1 pseudogene is annotated in these 317 nt (G+C 61.8%); it reads left to right on the top strand.

Annotation, left to right across the window (positions count from 1 at the left end):
- Positions 1-18 precede the first annotated feature (18 nt).
- A pseudogene (locus tag EXE45_RS18590) lies at positions 19-317 on the top strand (helix-turn-helix domain-containing protein); the annotation flags it as partial.

Genomic DNA, 317 nt, shown 5'->3' with positions numbered 1-317 from the left:
TACGACGAGCTTCGACAGGTGGTCGAGGAGGCCGACGGCGACATCGTCCAGGACTTTCTCTCGGTCGCGGACCTCCTCGAAGAGCCACAGCTCGCCCAGCTGTACGCGTACCTTGCTCGGTAAGGGGAAGCGATCGTCCAGAACGTGATGGACGACCTCGAGATCGTACAGGGGACCGCTTACAGCTATGTCAACCGCCTCGTCGACGCCGGCGTCGTCAACATCACCGACGACGAGCAGCCGCGGCGGTACGCAGCCCGAGAGATTGACCTGACTGTGACCATGGCTGCTCGCGATCGTGAGTACACGATTACACC

Origin of the sequence: Halorubrum sp. SP9 (genome assembly GCF_005435015.1) — an archaeon.
GTDB classification, from domain to species: domain Archaea; phylum Halobacteriota; class Halobacteria; order Halobacteriales; family Haloferacaceae; genus Halorubrum; species Halorubrum sodomense.
The sequence above is the reverse complement of the archived record's forward strand: the minus strand, read 5'-3'. Positions and strand labels throughout refer to the sequence as shown.